This is a genomic window from Pseudomonas alvandae, from assembly GCF_019141525.1.
Taxonomy (GTDB): Bacteria; Pseudomonadota; Gammaproteobacteria; order Pseudomonadales; family Pseudomonadaceae; genus Aquipseudomonas; species Aquipseudomonas alvandae.
In genome coordinates, this window is the sequence record NZ_CP077080.1 from 273,350 (window position 1) to 291,095 (window position 17,746).

Annotated in this window: 15 protein-coding genes and 1 pseudogene; 5 read left to right on the forward strand and 11 right to left on the reverse strand. The window is 61.3% G+C overall.

Annotation, left to right across the window (positions count from 1 at the left end; genetic code table 11):
- Nucleotides 1-146: 146 nt before the first annotated feature.
- The 6 genes from KSS97_RS01225 to KSS97_RS01250 form a co-directional block, all read right to left on the reverse strand.
- Nucleotides 147-1,154 carry a DUF5924 family protein gene (locus tag KSS97_RS01225; RefSeq protein ID WP_217860754.1) on the reverse strand — a complete coding sequence of 336 codons (1,008 nt, stop codon included), beginning with the start codon at nt 1,152-1,154 and terminating at the stop codon, nt 147-149.
- A gap of 219 nt (nt 1,155-1,373) precedes the next feature.
- Nucleotides 1,374-2,765, reverse strand: a complete 1,392-nt coding sequence (locus KSS97_RS01230; protein ID WP_217860756.1) for a M16 family metallopeptidase — start codon at nt 2,763-2,765, stop codon at nt 1,374-1,376.
- 170 nt (nt 2,766-2,935) lie between these two features.
- Nucleotides 2,936-4,594: a Na/Pi cotransporter family protein gene (locus KSS97_RS01235; RefSeq protein ID WP_217860758.1), complete on the reverse strand. Its 1,659-nt coding sequence runs from the start codon at nt 4,592-4,594 to the stop codon at nt 2,936-2,938.
- 340 nt (nt 4,595-4,934) lie between these two features.
- On the reverse strand, nt 4,935-5,702 hold the full coding sequence (locus tag KSS97_RS01240; protein ID WP_003177162.1) for a TerC family protein: 768 nt from the start codon (nt 5,700-5,702) through the stop codon (nt 4,935-4,937).
- A 76-nt stretch (nt 5,703-5,778) separates the two neighbouring features.
- On the reverse strand, nt 5,779-7,086 hold the full coding sequence (locus tag KSS97_RS01245; RefSeq protein WP_030138973.1) for a CitMHS family transporter: 1,308 nt from the start codon (nt 7,084-7,086) through the stop codon (nt 5,779-5,781).
- A gap of 416 nt (nt 7,087-7,502) precedes the next feature.
- Nucleotides 7,503-7,841: a DOPA 4,5-dioxygenase family protein gene (locus KSS97_RS01250; RefSeq protein WP_217860759.1), complete on the reverse strand. Its 339-nt coding sequence runs from the start codon at nt 7,839-7,841 to the stop codon at nt 7,503-7,505.
- A gap of 83 nt (nt 7,842-7,924) precedes the next feature.
- On the opposite strand from KSS97_RS01250, the gene KSS97_RS01255 reads away from it, so the two are divergent.
- A complete protein-coding gene (locus KSS97_RS01255; protein WP_217860760.1) occupies nt 7,925-8,584 on the forward strand; it encodes an NAD(P)-dependent oxidoreductase in 660 nt (219 codons plus the stop codon).
- Nucleotides 8,585-8,657: 73 nt separating this feature from the next.
- Here the strand turns inward: KSS97_RS01255 and KSS97_RS01260 are convergent, their stop codons facing one another.
- Nucleotides 8,658-9,608 carry a choline sulfate utilization transcriptional regulator gene (locus KSS97_RS01260; protein WP_030138970.1) on the reverse strand — a complete coding sequence of 317 codons (951 nt, stop codon included), beginning with the start codon at nt 9,606-9,608 and terminating at the stop codon, nt 8,658-8,660.
- Nucleotides 9,609-9,722: 114 nt separating this feature from the next.
- Here KSS97_RS01260 and betC point away from each other — a divergent pair, with 114 nt between their 5' ends.
- From betC to KSS97_RS01275, 3 genes are all read left to right on the forward strand, one after another.
- Complete coding sequence (gene betC / locus KSS97_RS01265; RefSeq protein ID WP_217860761.1) at nt 9,723-11,231, forward strand: choline-sulfatase; 1,509 nt, start codon at nt 9,723-9,725, stop codon at nt 11,229-11,231.
- A 23-nt stretch (nt 11,232-11,254) separates the two neighbouring features.
- The gene (locus KSS97_RS01270; RefSeq protein WP_198796113.1) at nt 11,255-12,175 is read left to right on the forward strand and encodes a choline ABC transporter substrate-binding protein; all 921 of its coding nucleotides are present in this window, start codon (nt 11,255-11,257) and stop codon (nt 12,173-12,175) included.
- A gap of 212 nt (nt 12,176-12,387) precedes the next feature.
- A complete protein-coding gene (locus KSS97_RS01275; protein WP_030138967.1) occupies nt 12,388-13,956 on the forward strand; it encodes a SulP family inorganic anion transporter in 1,569 nt (522 codons plus the stop codon).
- 150 nt (nt 13,957-14,106) lie between these two features.
- On the opposite strand, the gene aroE is transcribed toward KSS97_RS01275, so the two are convergent.
- Nucleotides 14,107-14,928 carry a shikimate dehydrogenase gene (gene aroE / locus KSS97_RS01280; protein WP_217860762.1) on the reverse strand — a complete coding sequence of 274 codons (822 nt, stop codon included), beginning with the start codon at nt 14,926-14,928 and terminating at the stop codon, nt 14,107-14,109.
- A gap of 13 nt (nt 14,929-14,941) precedes the next feature.
- On the reverse strand, nt 14,942-15,856 hold the full coding sequence (gene hemF, locus KSS97_RS01285) for an oxygen-dependent coproporphyrinogen oxidase (RefSeq protein WP_217860763.1): 915 nt from the start codon (nt 15,854-15,856) through the stop codon (nt 14,942-14,944).
- A 163-nt stretch (nt 15,857-16,019) separates the two neighbouring features.
- On the opposite strand from hemF, the gene KSS97_RS01290 reads away from it, so the two are divergent.
- The gene (locus KSS97_RS01290; RefSeq protein ID WP_217860764.1) at nt 16,020-16,997 is read left to right on the forward strand and encodes an NADPH:quinone reductase; all 978 of its coding nucleotides are present in this window, start codon (nt 16,020-16,022) and stop codon (nt 16,995-16,997) included.
- A 31-nt stretch (nt 16,998-17,028) separates the two neighbouring features.
- Here the strand turns inward: KSS97_RS01290 and KSS97_RS28600 are convergent.
- Both KSS97_RS28600 and tsaC read right to left on the reverse strand, forming a co-directional pair.
- A pseudogene (locus KSS97_RS28600) lies at nt 17,029-17,133 on the reverse strand (metal ABC transporter ATP-binding protein); the annotation flags it as partial.
- A gap of 19 nt (nt 17,134-17,152) precedes the next feature.
- On the reverse strand, nt 17,153-17,710 hold the full coding sequence (tsaC, locus tag KSS97_RS01295) for an L-threonylcarbamoyladenylate synthase type 1 TsaC (RefSeq protein ID WP_198796108.1): 558 nt from the start codon (nt 17,708-17,710) through the stop codon (nt 17,153-17,155).
- Nucleotides 17,711-17,746: the final 36 nt, after the last annotated feature.

Sequence of the window (17,746 nt, forward strand, 5' to 3'; positions counted from 1 at the left end):
CCGGCGGAGTGAGTTGCTCACGATAACGATGATCGGTTGACACATCTGTTGGATGTGCCCTCGTCATCGCGAGCAAGCTCGGCTCCCACAGGTCACCGCGAATCCCTGTGGGAGCGAGCTTGCTCGCGATAAGGTCCGGAGGACCTTCAGTCCGTCACCTCGAAACGCAGCACGCCGATCATCTGGCCGTTTTCCGTCAGCACACGCACCTGCCACTTGCCCGTCGGGTTGTCCGGGAAATTCTGCTTGTGGGTCCACGCCCGATAGCCTTCCTTGCGCCCGCCATGGATGTCCAAGGCGATGCGGTCCACTTCTTTGCCGTTGAATTTCCAGACATGGTAAATGCGCTCGTCGAGCCCTCGCGGGGCATTGATGGCGGTGTAGGCATACAGGCCATTGCTGCGGATCTGCGCCGCGCTGACTTGCTTGAGGCTCGCGCCCGGTGTGCGATCTTCCACTTGGGTGCTGATCGCCACTTCGGTCATCCATAGCGTCGCGGGCGGCACCCAGGAGCGCAGCACCCAGCCGGCGGCGCCAATCCCCAAGGTAATGCACAGAATGGCCAACGCGTTGCGCACGGTACGAATCGGAAAGATCGAGGCCAGGCTCGGGAACGACAACAGCATGGCGATGCCCAGCGCCAGCTTGAAGCTCTGGTCAGTGGTCAGGTGCACAATCACCGGCAGCGCGGTGAGCAGGGCGGCAAACAGCGTCAGCGTGTGCAACGCCAGGAACGCCCAGCGCCTAGGGGCCAGCCATTTGTAATACAGCGGGTCGGTGATCGAGATCAGCGCCGCGATCGTCAGCAGGCCGGTAAAGATCAGTTGGCTGCTGTTCCAAGTGGTCGTGATGAAGAAAAACGGCAGGACGAAAAACAGGCTTTCCTGGTGGATCATCTGCGTGGCGTAGCGCAACAGCGGCTGGGGTATTTCTCGTTTGAAGACCTTGGTGAACAACCGCGTCAGGGTGTTTTCCAGCATCAGCCAGAGCCAGCTCACCAACATGATGATGGTGATCCAGGTCGCCAGGCTCTGCTGGCGGTCCACCAGCATGAAACTGCCGACCCCGGAAACAAAACCGCCGAGCGCGATGACCCCTGGATAGCGCTTCATCAGTTCGAGGATGCGCTGGATTAAATGAGTCAGGTTCGGCATTCGGCGGTTTCACAGTAAGTCGTAGGAAATATCCCTGACAGAGTATCGCCAGGGCATCGATGTGACGAGCACTCTTGTGGTGAGTGAGATTTATCTGTGGCGAGGGGATTTATCCCCGGTGGGTTGCGAAGCAACCCTACAAACCCTTGAGTAAAACCGAGCCGTCCTTGATTGCGACTGCTTCGCAGTCGAACGGGGATAAATCCCCTCGCCACAAAATTATTCCTCGTGCGGTCGAGCCATGCGTCGTACCTGCCACATCACCACGCCGAGTAACACCAACCCCAGCAACCCACCCAGTCCCCAGACAAGCTGGTCATCACTGAGCAATGGCCTCTCGATGCGCAAATATCCCGGGTCCTTGAGCAGTTCGCGCAGGGCCTGGTTGGCCCGTTCCAGGCTGACGTCCTGCAGGCGCGCGGCGGGATTGGCGAAGCGGCCGTCTTCGTAGTCCCCGAGGGCGCTCCAGTAGTAATCCGCCAGGGCGCTGTTGCCTTGGACGGCCCAGGACTGGTGGGCAATGGCGGCGCGTTTTATCCGCACGAAACTCTCGGGATTCAGGCCGTCCTTGAGCAATGTGCTGCGCAGCTGTTCCAACGACTGTTCGGCCTGCGGCAGGTCCTCGCGGGCCAGGTCGGCGTTCAGGCTCATGAAACCCACGCCGCCGAGCACTTCTCGCTCCGTCCACGGGCCATAGGACAGACCGTCGGCCAAGCGCAATTGGCGATAGAGCGCCCAATCCAGATACTCCTTGAGCAAGTCGAAGGTTTCGTCGTGTTGCTCTTCCAACACCGGTTCCGGGAATAGCCAATGGAGCTTGGCGCCATTGCCGACCAGGCCTTGGATGAGGTTGCGCTTGGTGACCGCGCTGTAGCGGATCTGGGGCAGCGGTTCGTGGACACTGGGTTCGACCGGCTCGAGCTCGCCGAAGGTGCGCTCCAGATACGCCGGCAGCAATCGATCGAGGTCGCCGACCACGATCAAGGTCATATTGTTCGGCGCATACCAGGCCTTGCGCACCTGCTCGATTCGGGCGAGGGACAGATGTTCGACCTCGGCCCGTTCTTCGCAACGCAAGCCCAGCTCCACCGCCAGTTGATTGCTGGCCTTGTGGCCCAGGTCTTGATGGTCCAGCCAGCGTTGCAGGTGGGTGTAATGCCCGCCGTCCTCGCGTTCCACCACCCGCTTGGCCGCCGCCAGGGCCTTTTCATCGATGCGGGTCCGGGTCAACAGCGCCAGCAACAGGTCGAGGACCTTGCGTTGATTGCTCGCCGGCGCCTCGATGACAAACGTCGTATCGGCGTTGCTGGTAAAAGCGTTCCACTCGCCGCCGAGCGCCTGCATGCGTTCTTCCAGGCCGCCTTCGCCGCTGTCGTCGACGCCGCTGAACAGCAGATGTTCGAGCAGGTGCGGCAGCTCCTTGTCGGCACAATTGAAATCATCCAGGCCCACGCCCACTACCAGCCGAATCGCCACATGCCCGCGTTCCGTGCCGGGCTTGAGGATGAGCTGCATGCCGTTGGGCAACGCGTAGCCTTCAACCTGGAATCGATCCGCGGCGAACGCAGGCAAGGAACCGAACAAAAGCAAGGCGAGCAACAGACAACGCATAGCGGGGCTTCCTGGCGGCTTATGAAGATCCATGGGGCCGGACTGGCGTCATCGCGAGCAGGCTCGCTCCCACCTTGATTTACGCTGTGTTCAGGACAGTGGGAGTTGTCTGGCTCGTGGTTGGCTGGAGACCCGGACCCCTTTTAATGACTGACCAGGGCGCCAGTCGTTCACGGCGAATGGGTAATATCGGAAATTTCATCGGCGGCCAGCGCGCCAATCTCGGAGGTTTCCAGCACCACGTAGGCGCTGCCGCAGAACAGCGAGTTCAGGCGCCGCATGTCGGCGATCAGTTCCAGGTGCAGGGAGCTGGTCTCCAGGCTTTGCACGATCTTGCGCTGCAGGCGGCTGACGTGGGCATGGGCCATCCGCCGTTCCTGGGCGCGAAAACGCCGTTTCTCACGCAGCAATTGGCGAGCGCTTTCCCGATCGGCACTGAGGAAAACCGACAGCCCCAACCGCAGGTTGGCGATCAGGTGGCTGTGCAGCCCCGCCAACTCTTCCAGCCCTACTTCGGAAAACGAGCGGCGTTGTGAGGTTTTCTGTTGCTGGACCTTGCGCAACATGCGTTCGATCAGGTCACTGGCCAGCTTGAGGTTGATGGCGAGTTCGATGATTTCCGCCCAGCGACGGCTGTCCTGCTCGCTGAGGTCTTCACGGGGCATTTGCGCCATGTAGAGCTTGATGGCGCTGCACAGCGCTTCGACGTCGTCGCTCATGCTGCGCACTTGCTGGGTGATCGCCGTTTGCTCACCACGCAGCACGCCGAGCATGGCTTCGAGCATGTTTTCGATCAGGTCGCCGATGCGCAAGGTTTCCCGGGCGGCGTTCGCCAGTGCCAGGCTCGGGGTAGCGAGGGCGGTGGGGTCCAGGTGTCGGGACGTGGCCTTGCCATTGGTTTCCGGACGTTCCGGCAGCAACCAGGCACAAAGCCTGGCCATCGGCCCGACGCTGGGCAACAGCACCAGGCAACGCACGGTGTTGTAGAGCAGGTGGAAACCAATCACGGTTTCCTGGGGGCTGAAATCCAGGCTGTCCAACCAGCCCACCAGCGGATCGAGCACCGGAATGATCAGCAACAGGCCGATCAGCTTGTACAACAGGCTGCCCAGCGCCACCTGGCGGCCGGCGGCGTTCTGCATGCTGGTGCTGAGAAACGCCAGCACGCCGCTGCCGATGTTGGCGCCGATCACCAGGCCGATGGCCACCGGCAAACTGATCACCGCGGCGCCAGCCAGTGTCGCAGTCAGCAACACGGCCGCCAGGCTGGAATAGGAGATCATCGCGAACAGCGCACCGACCAAGGCATCGAGCAGGACGTCGCCGGTCAGCGAGGCGAAGATCACCTTCACGCCTTGGGCCTGGGTGATGGGCGCGGCGGCTTCGACGATGAGTTGCAGAGCCAGGATGATCAGGCCCAGCCCGATTCCGACCCGGCCCATTTGCCCGACGCGGGTCTGTTTGCGCGACAGGAAGAAAATCACCCCGAGAAAAATCAGCAGCGGCGACAGCCACGACAGGTCGAGGGTGAGCACCCGCGCCATCAGCGCGGTGCCGACATCGGCGCCCAGCATGGTCGCCAGGGAAGGGGTCAGCGCCATCAGGCCTTGGCCGACGAAGGAGGTGACGAGCATGGCCGTGGCGTTGCTGCTCTGGACCATGGCGGTCACCATGATGCCGGCGATAAACGCCAGCCAGCGGCGGGACATGTTCTGGCCAATGACATGGCGCAGGTTCGAGCCGTAGACCCGCAAGATGCCGGTACGGACGATATGCGTGCCCCAGATCAGCAGGGCCACGGCGGAGAGTAGATTCAGCAGGGTCAGCATGAGGAGCCCCCTGTTAGCGTCCCAAAGGGACAAATTGACGGTGCCACATCGTTTTACTTCTTGTACTTAAGCTGTAGTTGCCGAATGGTTCGGACGCCAGCATTGCACAGCTAAAGAAGCGTTTGAAACAAAACTGTCATAAAAACAGATTCCTCGAAAAACACCCCGAATCCCTGTGGGAGCGAGCTTGCTCGCGAAGGCGGCATCACATCCAACATCACCGGTTCAGGCAGACCGCTTTCGCGAGCAAGCTCGCTCCCACAGGTATTGCATCCGACCGGTTTTCCATGGGCATGAAAAAGGGGCTCCCAAGAGCCCCTTCGTTCATTGCCCTACACCTCTACTGACCCGGAACATCCTTGCGCAGTTTCACCGGATCCTGCTGCTTGCGCTTGCGAGCAATGGCGGTGCGCATCTTGATGTTGATCGCTTCCACCGCCAGGGAGAACGCCATGGCGAAGTAGACGTAGCCTTTTGGCACGTGCACGTCGAACGACTCGGCGATCAGTACGGTACCGACCACCAGCAGGAACGACAGCGCCAGCATTTTCAGCGACGGGTGTTTGTCGATGAATTCGCTGATCGTGCCCGAGGCCAGCATCATCACCAGCACGGCGACGATGATCGCCGCGACCATGACCGGTACATGGGAGACCATGCCGACCGCGGTAATGACCGAGTCCAGGGAGAACACGATGTCGATGATCGCGATCTGGATGATGGTGTAGAGGAAGTTGCCGCCCTTGCCCGAAGGTTCGTCGCTGCTTTCGTCTTCGCCTTCCAGCGCGTGGTACATCTCCTGGGAGCTTTTCCACAGCAGGAACAGGCCACCGAAGAACAGGATCAGGTCGCGACCGGAGATGCCCTGGCCGAACACTTCGAACAAATCGGCGGTCAGGCGCATGACCCAGGTGATGGACAGCAGCAACAGGATCCGCGTGACCATGGCCAGGGCCAGGCCGAAAATCCGGGTGCGCGCCTGCATGTGCTTGGGCATGCGGCTGACCAGGATCGAGATCATGATGATGTTATCGATGCCCAGGACGATTTCCAGGGCGGTCAGGGTAAAGAAGGCAACCCAGATTTCCGGGTTGGTCAGCCATTCCATGTGAGTTCCTTTGAGCGAGTGTTAGGCCGCGCCGCGCCTCCGGTTACCCGGGGGGGCGACGCAGCGGGCATTGCTTTTATAGAGTGCTGAACAGCGGAAAAATCCCCATCAGCAAGGCGGCGAACATTATGCACAGGCAAACCAGCACTGCCCACTTCAAGGTGAAGCGTTGGTGATCGCCGAACTCGATACCGGCCAGGGCCACCAGCAGATAAGTCGACGGAACCAGCGGGCTCAGCAGATGGACGGGCTGGCCGACGATCGAAGCACGGGCCATTTCGACCGCGGTGATGCCGTAGTGGCTGGCCGCTTCGGCCAAAACTGGTAACACCCCGTAATAAAATGCATCGTTCGACATGAAGAACGTGAACGGCATGCTCACCAGCGCGGTGATGACCGCCAGGTAAGGACCGAGGAAGTCCGGGATGACCGCCAGCAGGCTCTTGGACATGGCATCGACCATGCCGGTGCCGGACAGGATGCCCGTGAAGATCCCCGCCGCGAAAATCAGCCCGACCACCGCCAGGACGCTGCCGGCGTGCGCCGCGACGCGGTCTTTCTGCTGTTGCAGGCACGGGTAGTTGACGATCATCGCGATACTGAACGCCACCATGAACAGCACGGGCAACGGCAGCAGGCCGGCAATCAGGGTGCACATCAACACCAGGGTCAGCGCGCCGTTGAACCAGATCAGCTTCGGACGGCGGGCGTCCGGGAACTGGGAAACACTGATTTCGCTATGGTCGATTTCATCGCCAGCCAAGTGCAGCTCACCCAGGCGGGCACGCTCGCGTTTGCCGTACATGTAGGCAATCGCCAGGATCGCCACGACGCCGGCCAACATGGCGGGAATCATCGGTACGAAGATGTCGGACGGGTCCACATGCAGCGCACTGGCCGCCCGGGCGGTCGGGCCGCCCCATGGGGTCATGTTCATCACGCCACCGGCGAGGATGATCAGGCCGGCCATGATCCGTGGGCTCATGCCGATGCGGCTGTAGAGTGGCAGCATGGCGGCCACGCAGATCATATAAGTGGTCGCGCCGTCACCATCAAGGGAAACGACGAGCGCCAGGACGGCGGTACCGACCGAAACTTTCAACGGGTCGCCCTTGACCAGCTTGAGGATCTTGCGCACGGCCGGGTCGAACAGGCCGGAGTCGATCATCAGGGCGAAATAGAGAATGGCGAACATCAGCATCACCCCGGTCGGGGCGAGCTTGGTGATGCCTTCGAGCATCATCGGGCCGATCTTCGGCGCAAAACCACCGAACAGGGCAAACAGGATCGGGATGATGATCAGGGCGATCAGCGCGGACAGGCGCTTGGTCATGATCAGGAACATGAACGTGATGACCATGGCGAAGCCAAGGAAAGTCAGCATGGGGAATACTCCAGGCGTGGCGCGGCTATGAAATGCGAACCGGACAGGTCAGCGCAGGATGCAGAGCACGGGACGGACGGATGGAGTGGGTGCAGCGGGACAGGTAGCAGCGGACATCAGGATCACCATTGTTGTTGTTAAAAAGGCCGCACGAGCGTTTGGAAACTCGTTGTTGGCCAACCGGTCTGTTGCCGGTAGGTGAGGCGATCCTAATCGCGCAAGCTTTCAGCAGCCTTTCGCAAGCCGAGCGTATGACCAAACGCACGAAGTTCCTTTGTGGCGAGGGGATTTATCCCCGTTGGGGCGCGAAGCGGCCCCTGAAGTTCTCATCGCGTTATTTTCAGGAAAAATGCGTTCTGCCTTTTTGGGCCTGCTGCGCAGTCCAGCGGGGATAAATCCCCTCGCCACAAAAACAGTCAGGTTTTTGCTTCAAAGGCTGAAAGTTTCAACGGCCGCACCGCGCCCATCCAGATCGCATGGTCGGTGTGGTCCGCCAGGTCATCCCCGGTGTCGGGATGCAGAAAAACCACCAGGCCCTTGCGATTGAGGGCCAGCCACGGCAAGACCACGCCGATGTACTGCGGTTCGAATGCCAGTTGGCAACTCCAGTCCGGATGTGGGCCGACCGGCCGTTGGTGCACCCGACCCATTTCCAGCGGGAACAGTTGCGCGGCTTCCTCGCACAAGGCCCGCGCCTGGTCGAGTGTGTGGGCGTCGAAATAGACGTGGGCGTGATAGCCCTTGATCCGTTGCATTTGTCACTCCTTGCAAGACCAGCCGAACCCTCTCGGTTTACCGTGTGTCAGAGCCTTTACACGCGGAAAAAGGAAAGCCAGCCATGAAAAACGCCGAAACCCCGGTCATCAAGGTGGTGCTCTATGGTGCCATGAGCAGCCTCGGCAGTGCGTTGATGGCTGAGCTGTTGCGCCGCCAGCATGAAATCATCGCCGTCCTGGATGATCTCACGGCGTTGGCGCCGCGTCCGGGCCTGCGAGCCAAGACCGGCGACCTCTTCGACCCTGAGCGCGTGAAGCAGAGCGTCGCGGGTGCCAGCGCCGTGGTGTGCTTGTTGAATGCGCCGGGGCTGCCAATGAACAGCGAACAGGTGGAGCGCACGCTCATCCCCGGCCCGGTGGAACAGGTCCTGGCGGTGGATGCGCTGATTGCCGGCATGCAGGCGGTCAATATTCCGCGTTTATTCCTGGTTGGAAATTTCTCGGTGCTGGAGGAGGACCCCTCGGAAGACGACCTGCAGCGCCACGCCGCTGAAGAAGTCCTCGACGCCCTGAAAAACAGCGCCTTGCAATGGACCCTCGTCAATGCGCCCTATGCCGTGCAAGGGCTGAGCATCGAGCATTTCAGCCACGTCAGCACCAGTCTGGAACCGGGCATGGCCGAGTCGTTGGAGCGCTTGAGTCGCGTGGCGGTTGGAATCGCTGACGAACTGCGCCTGAACCTGCACGTGGGCCAGCACGTGAATTTCGTGCCCGCCGTTTAGTGCCCCCCGTGGCGAGGGAGCTTGCTCCCGCTGGGCCGCAGAGCGGCTCCCTTAAAACGGATCGGCCCCTGGCTCAAACCGCAATCGACGGCAGCGGCAATCCCGTCAGGGACTCAGCACTGTTGGCCTGTTCCTCCATCAACCAATCCACGAACAACTTGATCAACACTCCACGCCGTTTGCGTTGGGGCAAGACCACGTAATACCCCAGCCGCGACAGCACCGTTTCGGCGATCGGACGACACAGCAGCCCTTGCGCCAATAAGTTATCCACAAGGTGCCGCCAACCGATGGCGACGCCTTGGCCGCCGATTGCCGCCTGGATGAGCAGGGTGTAGTTGTCGAACCGCAGTTGCCCTGGCGCGGGTGGCGAGGTGATGCCCAGCTCTCGGAAAACCCCACTCCAGTCGAACCAGGCGCTGCTGTTGCCGCCACGCAGGTGCAGCAGCGGGAATTCCGACAGGGCTTGGGCCGGCAAGGGCAGGGGGCGTTCCTTGAGCAGCAGCGGGCTGCACACCGGAAAAACTTCTTCGCTGAAAAGCCAATGACTTTCGCCTTGCTTGAAGCGACCGTCGCCGAACAATACCGCAACGTCGATATCCGTACGGAGCATATTGTGGTTGCGTTCGCTGGTCACCAGGCTGACGTCGACCTGCGGATTGGCTGCGTGAAACCGATGCAGGCGCGGCATCAGCCAATAGGCGGCGAACGCAAAATCCGTCGCCACTTGCAGCACTTCGTGCTGGTGCTGGGCGGTGATCGCGGTAAGCCCTGCATCGATGCTCTGCAAACCGGCCTGCACCTGTTCGAACAGGATGGCGCCGGCCTCGGTCAATTCGATGCCGCGATAGATGCGATCAAACAGCCGCGTGCCCAGCTGTTCCTCCAACCGCTTGATCTGCTGGCTGATGGCCGGTTGCGTGGTGCCCAGCTCAATCGCGGCCGCTGTAAAGCTCTGCTGGCGAGCCGCTGATTCGAAGGCGCGGAACAGGTCCAGCGACAGGTCACCCAAGGCGTCATACATAAGCTGTGCTTATCCTAGTCATTGTCTTGCATGGGCTTTACCCCGAAAGGCACGGGCTACATGCTCAATCGCAGCACTATCGCATAACTGCCCACTATGGAATGCCGCGAATACATGAAGCGCAAGAACATTCTTTTCATCATGGCCGATCAAATGGCCGCGCCAATGTTGTCGATCTACGGTCCGTCGCCGATCAAGCTGCCGAACCTGTCACGCCTGGCCGACCAGGGTGTGGTGTTCGACGCCGCGTATTGCAACAGCCCGCTCTGCGCGCCGTCGCGCTTTACGCTGGTGAGCGGGCAGTTGCCGAGCAAGATCGGCGCCTATGACAACGCCGCGGATTTCCCGGCGGACGTTCCAACCTACGCCCATTACCTGCGTCGCCTCGGTTATCGCACGGCGCTGTCCGGCAAGATGCATTTCTGCGGGCCGGACCAGTTGCACGGTTACGAAGAACGCCTGACCAGCGACATTTATCCGGCTGACTACGGCTGGGCCGTGAATTGGGACGAGCCGGATGTGCGGCCGAGCTGGTATCACAACATGTCGTCGGTCTTGCAGGCCGGGCCGTGCGTGCGCACCAACCAGTTGGATTTCGATGAAGAAGTGGTCTTCAAGGCCCAGCAATACCTGTTCGACCACATCCGCGAGGACGGCGACCAGCCGTTTTGCCTGACGGTGTCGATGACTCACCCACACGATCCGTACACGATTCCCAAGGCGTTCTGGGATTTGTACGACGACAACGATATCCCTTTGCCAGAGACCCCGGCGCAAACCGAACTCGATCCACATTCCCAACGCTTGCTCAAAGTCTATGATCTCTGGGACAAGCCGCTGCCTGTGGATAAGATTCGCGACGCCCGCCGCGCGTACTTCGGGGCGTGCAGCTACATCGACAGCAACGTCGGCAAGCTGCTGCAAACTCTCGAGGACACCGGATTGATCGATGACACCATCATCGTGTTCTCCGGCGATCACGGAGATATGCTCGGCGAAAAGGGGCTCTGGTACAAAATGCACTGGTTCGAAATGGCCGCCCGTGTGCCGTTGTTGATCAGCGCCCCAGGGCAGTTCGCCAGCGGCCGGGTTGGCGCGGCGGTGTCCACCGCCGACTTGCTGCCGACCCTGGTGGAACTGGCCGGCGGTACGCTTGAACCAGGTTTGCCGCTGGACGGTCGTTCGCTGGTGCCGCATCTGCAAGGGCAGGGCGGCCATGATGAGGTCTTCGGCGAATACATGGCCGAAGGCACGATCAGTCCGCTGATGATGATCCGTCGCGGTCCGTGGAAATTTATCTACAGCGAGGATGATCCTTGTCTGTTGTTCGATGTACGCAACGATCCCAAGGAAATGGAAAACCTCAGCCAGTCGCCCGGACATCAATCCCTGATGGCCGACTTTCTCGCCGAAGCGCGGGCGAAATGGGACATTCCAACGATCCATCAACAAGTGCTCGCCAGCCAGCGCCGTCGCCGTTTCGTTGCCCATGCGCTGACCTTGGGCAAGCTCAAGAGCTGGGATCACCAGCCGTTCGTAGACGCCAGCCAGCAATACATGCGCAACCACATCGACCTGGACGATCTGGAGCGCAAGGCCCGTTATCCACAACCCTGCCAATAAACCAATAACGTAAGGGGAAGCACATGCAAAAGTTATCCACAGTACTGGCCGCCGGGCTGTTGGCGTTGAGCAGTGTTTCGGCGTGGGCCGAGCAAAGCTGCGATACGGTCAAGATGGCTGACCCGGGCTGGAGCGACATCGCCGCGACCAACGCCATCACCGGTTTCCTGCTGGAAGGCATGGGTTACAAGCCCAAGGTCGATACGCTTGCAGTGCCGATCACGTTTGGCGGCCTGAAAGACGGCCAGGTCGATGTGTTCCTGGGTAACTGGATGCCAGCGCAGCAGGGCTTCTATGACAAATTCGTGGCCAACGGCGATGTCACGCAACTGGCCAAGAACCTTGATGGCACCGAATTCACCCTGGCGGTCCCGGATTATGTCTGGGATGCGGGTGTGCATAACTTTGCCGACCTGAACAAATTCGCCGACAAGTTCGATAAGAAGATCTACGGCATCGGCTCCGGCGCCCCGGCGAACCTTTCCCTGAAGGAAATCATCAAGACCAACGACTTCGGCATGGGTGACTGGAAGCTGGTGGAATCGAGCGAGCAGGCGATGTTGGCGGAAGTCTCCCGCGCAGTGAAAAAACAGAAGTTCGTGACCTTCCTCGGCTGGACCCCGCACCCGATGAACGTGCAGTTGAAGATGCATTACCTCAAGGGCGGCGAGAAATACTTCGGCGACACCGGCAGCGTGTACACGCTGACGCGCAAAGGTTATGCACAGGCCTGCCCGAACGTTGGCAAGCTGCTGACCAACCTGAGTTTCACCCAGGAAATGGAAAACAGCATCATGGCCGAGGTGGTGAACAAGAAAGTCAGCAACGCCGAAGCGGCCAAGGCCTGGATCAAGGCCAACCCGGCGGTGCTGGATAAATGGCTGGACGGCGTGAAGACGGTGGATGGCAAGGATGCGCTGGCTGCGGTGAAGGCCAAGCTCTAGGCATAATGGTGTGGCGAGCGGCTCTTGTGGCGAGGGGATTTATCCCCGTTGGGTTGCGAAGCGACCCCACTGTTTAGCCTCGGTGTGTCAGGACAACGGTGTTTAACTGTCCGGGGTCGCTTCGCAACCCAGCGGGGATAAATCCCCTCGCCACAGGAGAAAGGGAGCCTTGTCCTGATACCCTCGTTCGCAAACTCCACCCTTGAGGCCCCATGGCAATCCCCACGCGCCATTCACTCTTTCCCTTCTTGAGCTGGCTGCCACGGCAGACACGCGCCAGTGTCGGTCGCGACCTGGTGGTCGGTCTCAGCGGCGCGATCCTGGCGCTGCCGCAGTCCATCGCCTACGCCCTGATTGCCGGATTGCCGCCCGAATACGGGCTGTACGCGGCGATCGTGCCCGTGCTGATCGCCTGCCTGTGGGGTTCGTCGTGGCATTTGATCTGCGGTCCTACGGCGGCCATCTCCATCGTCCTATACGCTACGGTCAGTCCCCTGGCCGTGCCTGCTTCCCAGGACTACATCACACTGATCCTGTTGCTGACGGTCTTGGCCGGTATTTTCCAGTGGCTGCTCGGGTTGCTGCGGTTCGGGGCGCTGGTCAATTTCGTCTCGCATTCGGTGGTGCTGGGTTTCACCCTGGGCGCGGCGGTTGTCATCGCCTTGGGTCAACTGCCGAATCTGCTAGGCCTGGACCTGCCGAACGAAGCCACGGCGTTGAAAAGCCTGCTCATGTTGGTCAGCCACATCGGGGCTGTGGATAAACCTTCGCTGGTGCTGGGTTTAGGGACGCTGGTCCTGGGCATCGTCCTCAAACGCTTGCTACCGCGCTGGCCGAGCCTGTTGATAACGTTGGTCATCAGCAGCCTGGTGGTCTGGGCCTGGCCGGCGATGTTCGGGCATGTGGCGTTGGTCAGCGCCTTTACCGGGCGCCTGCCACCGTTCACGCCGTTGCCACTGGATTTGGAGCTGATCCTGCGCCTGCTGCCCGGCGCCGTGGCGGTGGGCATGCTCGGGCTGGTGACCAGCCTGTCCATCGCCCGCTCGTTGTCGGTCCGCTCGGGGCAATTGCTCGATGCGAATCAGGAAGTCAGGGCGCAAGGCCTTTCCAATATCGTTGGAGGATTTTTCGCCGGGTCATTGTCAGCCGGTTCCTTCACCCGTTCCGGTCTCAGCTATGAGGCTGGCGCCTGCTCGCCGCTGGCCGGGGTGTTCTCGGCGCTGTGGGTGGCATTGTTTGCCGTGGCCGGCGCGAAACTTATCGCGCACATTCCGATTCCCGCCATGGCCGGTAGCATCTTGCTGATTGCCTGGGGCCTGGTGGACCACCGGGGCATCCGTGCGCTACACCGGGTAAGCCGCTCCGAATTCCTGGTCATGGGCCTGACCTGCCTGGCCACGCTGCTGCTGGAACTGCAAACCGCCATCTATGCCGGCGTACTCGCTTCGCTGTTTTTCTACCTCAAGCGCACCTCGCAGCCGCGCGTGCACCATAGTCGCGAAGGCGAGGCGGACGTCCTGCGGGTGGGTGGCTCGATCTTTTTCGGCGCCAGTCATTATTTGCAGGTGCGTTTGCAGCGTATGCAGGCGCAGCGGGTGGTGATCGATGCCCAGCAGATCAACTTCATCGATTATTCCGGCGTGGAAATGCTCCACCAGGAAGCCCGGCGGTTGCGCAGCCAGGGCCGCAGCCTGACCTTGCGTGGGGCGAGGCCGCAGGTGGTGGAGGAGTTGTTGAAGTTGGAAGGACCGGAGAAGTGTCCGATCCACTTCGAGGGTTGAAGAGTGGAGGAGCTTATGGCGCATAGGTCTGAGGTTTACACACCTGTGGCGAGGGGATTTATCCCCGCTGGGGCGCGAAGCGGCCCCGCTTTCTGGGGACTGCTTCGCAGTCCAGCGGGGATAAATCCCCTCGCCACAACAGCCTAAAGCCTACTGTGCCAACTGACGGCGCAATTCGGCCAGGACCGGCGCAGTGTCCGGGCGTACGCCGCGCCAGAGGAAGAACGCTTCGCCGGCTTGTTCGGCGAGCATGCCCAGGCCATCCATCGCCACCGCCGCGCCGTGTTCACGGGCCCAGCGGCAGAACGACGTCGGCTCCTTGCCGTACATCATGTCGTAGCAAAAGGTCTTGCCCGGCTCGATCAGACTTCCGGCAATCGGCGGTACATCGCCTGACAGGCTGGCGGACGTGGCGTTGATGATCAGGTCCACCGGCTCCTTCAGCCAATCGAAACCACTGGCCGAGACCGGGCCCAGGTCGGCGAACAACTCCGCCAGCAGCTCGGCTTTTTCCACCGTTCGATTGGCGATGATCACCGACGCCGGCGCTTCGGCCAGCAGCGGTTCCAAGGCACCACGCACTGCGCCGCCGGCCCCCAGTAACAGGATGCGCTTGCCCTTGAGGCTGAAGCCGGCGTTGACCGTCAGGTCCCGGACCAGCCCGGCGCCGTCGGTGTTATCGCCCAGCAAACGGCCATCGGCCAGCTTGCTCAAGGTGTTGACCGCCCCGGCGCGTTGCGCCCGCTCGGTCAGTTGGTCAGCCAAGCGAAAAGCGTCTTCCTTGAACGGCACGGTGACATTCGCCCCACGCCCTTCGCGGAAAAATGCCCGGGCGCAACCGGCGAAATCCTCCAGGGGCGCGAGCAAGGTGTTGTAGGCCAACGCCTGGCCGGTCTGTTCGGCAAACAGGCGATGGATCAACGGCGACTTGCTGTGGCCGATCGGGTTGCCCATTACAACGTAGCGGTCCATGGTTTTTCCCCGTTCAGGCCGTTGCCAGCCAATCGCGATCCTGCAGGAAATAGTCGGTCAACCGCGCTTCGTCGCTGCCCGGCTCGGCTTTCCAGTCATAGCTCCAGCGCACTTGGGGCGGCAAAGACATCAGGATCGATTCGGTACGCCCGCCCGATTGCAGGCCGAACAGCGTGCCACGGTCATAGACCAGGTTGAACTCCACGTAGCGGCCACGGCGGAACTCCTGGAATTCCCGTTGCTTGGGCGTGAACTCGTCGTTCTTGCGGCGCTGCACGATCGGCAGGTAGGCATCGATGTAGGCATCGCCGATGGCGCGCATGAAGGCGAAGCTGGTGTCGAAGTCCCACTCGTTCAGGTCGTCGAAAAACAGGCCGCCGATGCCCCGGGGCTCGTTGCGGTGCTTGATGTGGAAGTAGCTGTCGCACCAGGCCTTGTAGCGCGAATAGACATCCGGGCCGAACGGCTCGCAGGCTTGCTGGGCGATGCGATGCCAATGCACGCAATCTTCCTCCACGCCGTAATAAGGCGTCAGGTCGAAGCCGCCGCCAAACCACCAGACCGGCTCTTCGCCTTCTTTTTCGGCGATGAAAAAGCGCACGTTGGCGTGGGACGTCGGCACGTGGGGGTTGTGCGGGTGGATCACCAGCGACACGCCCAGGGCCTCGAAACCGCGTCCGGCCAATTCCGGCCGATGGGCGCTGGCCGAGGGTGGGAGACCGCTGCCGAAGACGTGGGAAAAGTTGACACCGCCCTTTTCGATCACCGTGCCGTTTTCGATCACTCGCGTGCGACCGCCACCGCCGGCGGGCCGGGTCCAGGCGTCCTCGACGAAGCGCGTGCCGCCGTCCTCGGTTTCCAGGGCCGTGCAGATGCGGTCTTGCAGGTCCAGCAGATAGGCTTTCACGGCCTCGGTGCGAGTAGTCATGACATCACCTTGATCAGGGCTACGCTGCGCGGCGTACACAGGCCGCCGGCAAAATGGGCGCACAGGATAACACCGCATCCGCCCACACCACAGTTGACGAAGATCAAGCTTAGGAGTCCGATAGCAGGCTTGGTAAAAGTCCCACGATAAGGAGAAAGTGAAGATGGCCAAACGCATCCAGTTCAGCGCCCACGGCGGACCCGAAGTGCTCGAGTACGTGGAATACCAGCCGGCCGAGCCCGGTCCGCAACAGGTCCGCGTCAGCAACAAGGCGATCGGCCTGAACTTCATCGACACCTATTACCGCAGTGGTCTTTATCCGCCACCGGCCTTGCCGTCGGGGCTCGGTGCCGAAGGCGCGGGCGTGGTCGAGGCCGTTGGTTCCGACGTGACGCGCTTCAAGGTCGGCGATCGCGTGGCCTATGGCAGTGGTCCGCTAGGGGCCTACAGCGATGTGCACGTATTGCCCGAAGCCAACCTGGTTCACCTGCCCGAAGCCATCAGTTTCGAACAGGCCGCCGGGGTGATGCTCAAGGGCCTGACCGTGCAATACCTGCTGCGCCAGACCTACGAGCTCAAGGGCGGTGAAACCATCCTGTTCCACGCCGCCGCCGGTGGCGTGGGCTCGTTGGCTTGCCAGTGGGCCAAGGCCTTGGGCGTGAAGCTGATCGGCACCGTCAGCTCGGCGGAAAAAGCCGCCATCGCCAAATCCCACGGCGCCTGGGAAGTCATCGACTACAGCAAGGAAAACGTCCCGCAGCGCGTGCTGGAATTGACCGGCGGCAAGAAAGTCCCGGTGGTGTATGACGGCGTTGGCAAGGACACCTGGCTGACCTCCCTGGATTGCACGGCGCCGCGAGGCCTGGTGGTGAGCTTCGGCAACGCCTCCGGCGCGGTGGATGGCGTGAACCTGGGGATTCTTTCGGCCAAGGGCTCGCTGTACGTCACCCGCCCAACCCTGGCGACCTACGCCAACAACGCCGAAAACCTGCAGCGCATGGCTGATGAACTGTTCGGAATGATCGCCAGCGGCAAGCTCACGGTGGACATCAACCAGCGATTCCCGCTGGCTGAGGCGGCCAAGGCGCATACCGAGTTGTCGGCGCGGCGGACGACGGGGTCGACGGTTCTGCTGCCCTGAGTTGAGCTGACGGTATTCGCAAAAAACAATGTGGGAGCGAGCTTGCTCGCGATAGCGGTGTATCAGTCAACATTGATGCTGGCTGACCTGACGCCTTCGCGAGCAAGCTCGCTCCCACAGGGGTTTTATGCAAGATGTAGAGTCTGTGTTCGGGCTCAGTCCGGGCGCACTACCTTGCCAGTCGCCAGATCACGAATCACGCTCGGGTTCTTGCGCCCACCCAGGTTGCCGCCCAGCACCAGGTCGATCTGCCCGCGGAAATACTGCTCGACGCGGATCCGCGTGCGCGCTGCCGGCCGGCCTTGGGGGTTGGCCGAGGTGGAGACCAGCGGTCCGACCAGCGAGCACAGGTCGCGCACGATCGGGTGATCGCTGACCCGCAGCGCGACGGTGTCGTGCACGCCGGTGATCCATTCCGGTAACAGGTCCTGGTGCGGTACCAGCCAGGTGTTGGGCCCTGGCCAAGTGCTGGCCATGCGGTCCATCCAGGTTTCGGGGAAATCTTCGAACAGAAAGTCGAACTGGCGGATGTTGTCAGCCACCAGGATCAATCCCTTGTCAGGCAGTCGGGACTTGATCGCCAGCAGGCGCTCCACCGCTTCTTCGTTCCATGGGTCGCAACCCAGGCCCCAGACCGCTTCGGTTGGGTAGGCAATGACCGCCCCGGCGCGAATTTCTCGCGCGGCTTGTTGCACACGCCAACTGTTGACCATGAAAAGATTCTCCGCAACGCAATAAGGCTGTGCGCA